The sequence below is a fragment of the Streptomyces sp. NPDC017943 genome (assembly GCF_044328425.1).
Taxonomy (GTDB): Bacteria; Actinomycetota; Actinomycetes; order Streptomycetales; family Streptomycetaceae; genus Streptomyces; species Streptomyces djakartensis_A.
Genome location: NZ_JBIRHH010000052.1, coordinates 1 through 5,089 on the forward strand (window position 1 = coordinate 1; position 5,089 = coordinate 5,089).

General features: G+C 70.2%; 4 protein-coding genes. 1 reads left to right on the forward strand and 3 read right to left on the reverse strand.

Annotated elements, in window-relative coordinates; genetic code table 11:
• The first annotated feature begins 74 nt into the window (after window positions 1–74).
• Window positions 75–335, forward strand: coding sequence for a transposase (locus ACH4C6_RS35840; RefSeq protein ID WP_398112775.1), 261 nt, complete (start codon window positions 75–77; stop codon window positions 333–335).
• 2,688 nt (window positions 336–3,023) lie between these two features.
• Here ACH4C6_RS35840 and ACH4C6_RS35845 read toward each other — a convergent pair.
• The 3 genes from ACH4C6_RS35845 to ACH4C6_RS35855 form a co-directional block, all read right to left on the reverse strand.
• Window positions 3,024–3,668, reverse strand: a complete 645-nt coding sequence (locus tag ACH4C6_RS35845) for a hypothetical protein (protein ID WP_398112772.1) — start codon at window positions 3,666–3,668, stop codon at window positions 3,024–3,026.
• A gap of 121 nt (window positions 3,669–3,789) precedes the next feature.
• On the reverse strand, window positions 3,790–4,074 hold the full coding sequence (locus ACH4C6_RS35850) for a hypothetical protein (protein WP_398112773.1): 285 nt from the start codon (window positions 4,072–4,074) through the stop codon (window positions 3,790–3,792).
• A 70-nt stretch (window positions 4,075–4,144) separates the two neighbouring features.
• Window positions 4,145–4,714, reverse strand: coding sequence for a hypothetical protein (locus tag ACH4C6_RS35855; RefSeq protein WP_398112774.1), 570 nt, complete (start codon window positions 4,712–4,714; stop codon window positions 4,145–4,147).
• Window positions 4,715–5,089: the final 375 nt, after the last annotated feature.

Genomic DNA, 5,089 nt, shown 5'->3' on the forward strand with positions numbered 1-5,089 from the left:
CGCGCGATCTCTACGACATCCAGTCCGAGTCCCGCACCGAGCAGAAGACCCAGGAATGGCTCTCGCGCTACTCGCTGCGGGCCGCCATCGAGAGCATGATCAGCGAGTTCGTCAACGGCCACGGCATGCGCCAGTGCCGCTACCGCAGCGAAGAGAAGGCGCACGTCCAGCACGTCCTGACCGCCATCGCGGTCAACCTCGAACGCATCGGCGTCCACCTGCCGCCGGCGCCCGCCCGGCAGCCCCGGAACCCCACCGCGCTCCAGAGCTTCCTCGACTGGCAGCACATCCCCCGGCCCCGGTCCTGGCGCGTCGCCACCCACCCCGCAGGCTGAGGTGATCGTTCTCAAGGTGGTGACCACCACCTTGCCCCAGACCGGCGCAAAGATCGACTCACCGAGTTCACCCTGACACAGCGCCCTCGCGGGAACCGGCCGTTCAGCTCGATGTCTTCCAGGAAGCCGCTCGACCAAGATCCCCGACAGCGTCGGGCACTCACGGAACACCCCGCCGTCCCACACCGCGAGCAACTCATAGGCGAGCGGTTCACCGTTCTTGACCGCGACACCGGCGACGCGCACCGTCACCATGCCCCCGTCGGTGCTGCGCTGCATGGCCACCGTCCAGCCGTTGGCCATGGCCGCTTCCGCAAACGAGACGGCAGTCATGGGCAGCCACACCCCGGGGGCCGCCTCAGTCTCGGCCACGACGTCCCCCGCTGTGTCCCACGTGGCGAGCGTCTCGGTATCCAGGGGCGAGCCCTCTGCCGGAACCCTCGGAGCCCTCCACGGCTTGACGTCCAGACCCTTGGCCGAGGCGGACGCCTGGCCCTTCTCGACACCGGCCGTACGTCCGTGCGTCTTCTTCGACGGAAGGTCACGCCCGATCAGCGCGCGACCTTCATCCCGTGCGGCCACGGCATCGGCCAACAGGTCGACGAATGCCCGACGCTGCTCGTTCGCTTCCCCGTGCCTCACGTCCGGGTTCACGTCGATGTCTGCGGGAAGCTCGAACATCACCGCCGTGCGGCCGTCGGCGGACACCCACGCCCCACGGCCGGCCGGAACATCCCCAGACACGGCACGCGCCAGGAACGCACGCGCTGACTTCGACCGGCGCCCCGGTTCCGCCGCCTCCGCCTCCAGACCGGACAGCTCACGCTCACACCGCCGGACCGCATCCCGCGCACTCATCCGCCGCATGTCCGCCGCCCACGACGCTTCACGGGCACGCTCCGACCACCCGCCGGACGTCTCGAAATGCACCACCACCCGCTCACCCAGCACACCAGCAGACCGGCGTACTTCCTGGTGGAGGTCGTACGCATCCCGCCGCCACGCCACGCACGTCTCCGCGTGCTCCTCCGCCACTGTCAGCCGCTGACGCGCCACGGTCAGCGCACGGCGCGCACGCTCCGTCAGCCACGCCCGCGACACCCGCACCGTGCCCTCATACGGGCCACGGAACGCCACCGGGAACACCCCGCCCTCGTTGCCGTGGCAGATCACCGGCAGCACCTCAACTGCGCCCCCGTCGCTCTCCCACCCGTCCACCGCGCCGGGGTCCGATACGACGTTGGGCAACAGCGCCGGAGTCTTCTTGACCTCGTTCTCCTCCGCCGGAACGTCCGGCGTCACGTCACTACCGGCCGGAGCGTCACCCGCCGGAACCCCGGCCGTCTCGGTTGGCTCCTCCCACCCAGGGCGGGTGATCCGCAGCAGGAACGCCGACGCTTGCGGCCGCACCCGCCCAGCAACCGCGCGCGGTTCCGGCGCACGCACCGCGCACTCCTGGGCCGACGGCACCTCGAGACCGAACCAACGCATCACGGCGAGCGCGTCACGCGCTTCCCAACGGGCCGTGTCGACGTCGCCCCGCCCGTACGCGGAATCTGCGCCCTCTGCGCACTCTTCGGCCTCACGGACCGCACCCCGGGCGCTGTTGTACTGCTTGTCCGTCAACCCGTCCCAATCGATGCGCTGGGCGAACGCACGGACCGTGTCCAGGGCAGCGCGCGCCATGCCGACCGACACGGCTGTCTGTGCGTTCTCCTCCGCCTTCTCCGCCGCGCGCTCCGCATAGATGCCGTGCACGCGCGCCGTCTCGGCCGTCGCGCGCAGCACCGACGCCGGCCGCTCGGCGATCACGTACGCGATAGCGGCCCCCGTGACCTCACCCCACGTACCGCGCACGTCCCCCGTCGGAAGGGTCACGGTGTGCCCGCCGCCCGACACGAAATGGAAGCGGAACGGGAACCGCTCACCACACACGGACAGTTCCGACAGCAGGTCGGAGCGCCGGAACTCCCCCTCGTAACGGTCGCCCAGCGACCGCGCTTGCATCGCTTCCGGCCACTCCTCCGCGGCCCTGCGCGCGCGCTCGACTTCCGTCATGGACGGCGCCTTACGGGCACGCTTCCGCGGGGCCGAAGTCTCCGCCGCAGTCTCGGCCGGACCGGGCGCCGGAGCTTCCGCCTGGTCCGGTGCGGTCGGCTGTGTGTGGGTGGTGGGCGCCTCGGCGGTCACCAGGTCCGCGACAGCGCGCCATGCGACGTCCTGGGCGGCTGTCTGGCCGTTGCGGGTGAGTGTGGCGCCGTCCCAGCGGTGCCCCCGGGCGGTGAGTCGCCACACGCAGCGCAGGACGGTTTCCCCGGCCTCCTGGCGGGCGGTGAGCAGCAGCGCGCAGTGTCCGGGCTGCGTCTGGACGGCGGCCGTCCATCCGGCCTCCTCGGCCTGGGCGGTGAGGCGGGCCAGGTTGCGGGGCAGGGCCACCTTTCGGGCGTCTGCCGTGTGAGGCTGCTCGGCGGGCGGGGCGGTGGGCGCCGGCACTTCGGCAGGGGTCGGGGCCGGCGCCTGGGCGGGGGTGCTCGTGCTGCTGGCGGGGCGCGTGGTCGCGGTCATGTCGGGTCACTCCTGGTCGGGTTGGTGCCGGGTGAGTTGCCGCTCACACCGGAAGGCAGGGCAGGGTGAGGCAGGGGCGTTCCCGCCGGGGCCGGTCGGGCGACCGGCCCCGGCGGGTGGTGCTCAGATGCGGCGGTTCGGGGGCCGGTTGTCCCTCGGCGCGGTGTGGCTGGCGCTCGCGCTGTGCGTCGGGGTCTGGGCCGGGCGGGGCACCCGCTCGGCCTGCCGGTACTCCACGCCCGGTTCCGGGGCCACCGGCTCGCCGGTCTCAGGGATGACGGTGTACGCCTCCCGGATCTCCTGAGCGGTGAGCGGCCGAAGCCAGAGGTTCCGGACCCTCCAGCCGCGTACGAACTCCGACCCGTCGGGGTCGAAGGTGCGCACGACCAGTCCACCGGTGCCGCACCCGACCATGCCTGCCGCGATCACTGCGCAGACGCGCATGGATGCGGCCTCGTTGATGATCACGGCGTCACCGATGACGGTGAGTTCCTGGCCTTCGATCAGGTCGCCGTGCGGCGTGCTGGCGCTCGCCACCATGTGGTGCGTCCCGCCGCCGAGAACGGCGTTCAGGAGGGACAGGTACGCGTCGGCGGCGCGGTCGAGCAACGCGTGTGCCGTGTCGGCGGCGGTCTGCGGCACCTCGTCCGTCAGGTCCTCGCTGACGGGGTCGGGCGTCCACCGCATCGCGTCAATGCCGAGATCCTCGCCCGGGTCGACGTTCTGTCCTTCGAGGCTCTGCCGTACGTGGTCCTGGTACTCGCTCATCGTTCCCCTGCCTTGGGTGGTTGAGTTGGCGGCGGGTGAGTTGCCGCTCACCCTCAGAATCAATATTACACTCTCATGGGGGGTGATCGTCAACCCTCAATCACCCCCCGGACCTGGTGAGTTACGGCGACTTGACCGGCGCCACGCTCGTACGAAAGAACGGGTTGCGGGCGAGACTGAACGTGACGCGCTTGGTCTCGCCGGTACTCTCGCGCTTGCCGTAGATCTCGACGCCGGTCACCTCGTCTTCGTCGTACGCCACTTGCAACACGATGCCTTCCCACACCTCAGGCCACGGGCCGGGCCGGTTTGCGGTCCTCGGGCGGGCGTGGGCGGCCAGACTCCGGGTCGGGTTGCGCTCGATGCGTACCCGCTGCCCTCGGCTGATCGGTCCTGTGGCGGTCATGCTGTCCCCTCTCTGGTGGCTGTGGCTCCGGGAGGGTGGGGCGACCGGTGGCCGCCCCACCCTGGGCGGGTCACTGCGTCCGGGTTGCCCGCCGCTCCTCGGCGGCCGTCATCAGCTCGTTGGCCCCGTGGCGGGCGTGGTCGGCCCGTACGCGCGCGGCCACGTCGTCGGCGGACGGTAGGCCGAACCCTCCGTCGCTGGCGAACATGTCGTACGCCTCGCGCCACCCGCGCACCTGGCACTCGACAGCAGCGCGGGACGCGCACGCGATCGTCAGACCTCCGACGGTGACGGACAATGCGCCGATTCCGTCGGGGCTCACTGCCGCGCTGCGGGCCCGGACTTTGGCGCGACGGGGAGCGTCGTCCAGGATCACGAACGAATTGATGGTCAATTCGGGTTCGCGCAATTCTCCCGCGTCGACCTGCTCGGGAAAGATCCTGTCGAGCATGGCGGCGGCCTCGCACCAGCCTTCCCACCAAACACGCGCGCCGGTAGGGTGCCGGAATTCAATGATTGCCGTGGGGATCTTCAGAAGGGGAATGAGCGTCAGACCGATGGATGCGTCGGTCTCGTGCTCTCCAGCAAGGTGGATCGTGAGTCGGCTTACCGCGTCAACGGTTTCCGCTTCCACGTTCAAGGGATCTCCTCGTGTTGGTGATTGAGACTAAGTCAGGTTGCCGCCTGACTTCAGAATCAATAATACACTCTGCGGTCTGGGGAAGCACCCGAAACGCCGAACCTTGCGACATCTCTTGCGACATCTCTTGCGGCTACTCCTGCGCCTTCTCTCGCGACATCTCTTGCGCGAGGCTCTCCGGGACGGGCGACGCATCCGCAGGTCAACCAAGGGTTCCGCGCGTGGTCGGGGGTCTGACATCCCCTCTGCTGCCACTTTTCCCGCGCCGGTTGAAGGATGAGTGAGGTATGGGTGGGGGTGGGCGGGTGTGGTGGTGGGCTTCGGGGATTGGGCGCGGCCTGGTGTTGGTTGCGCGTCGGCCGGGGGCCGCCGCGC